The following is a 288-nucleotide window of genomic DNA, read 5'->3' on the forward strand; positions in this document are numbered from 1 at the left end:
TATTTCTAACTTAATTTGACATTTCAAGAATTTAAATCTTTGTTTAGTTCATATCCATCTAAAAGAACATTTTCATAGTGTTAAATCCCCCTATCTTTTCAATGTTTTAGCTGCATTATGTTCTGGTTGTTTAATTGCCGGGTTTTGTTCAGAAAATGCTTTCAGTTGTTTTTGCGTTCGATTACTGATTTCATGGTGTACATCATTAATTTATTTTGTAGTTCTAATTTTTGTTGTGGATTAGTTGCTTGCTGAACTTGTTGTTGCAAGCCTTGATAGGACTTATTA

General features: G+C 30.2%; 1 pseudogene. It reads right to left on the reverse strand.

Annotated elements, in window-relative coordinates:
• Positions 1–90: 90 nt before the first annotated feature.
• Positions 91–288: pseudogene (locus tag FC65_RS11295) on the reverse strand (LtrC-like protein); the annotation flags it as partial.

The sequence above is a fragment of the Ligilactobacillus acidipiscis DSM 15836 genome (assembly GCF_001435755.1).
Taxonomy (GTDB): domain Bacteria; phylum Bacillota; class Bacilli; order Lactobacillales; family Lactobacillaceae; genus Ligilactobacillus; species Ligilactobacillus acidipiscis.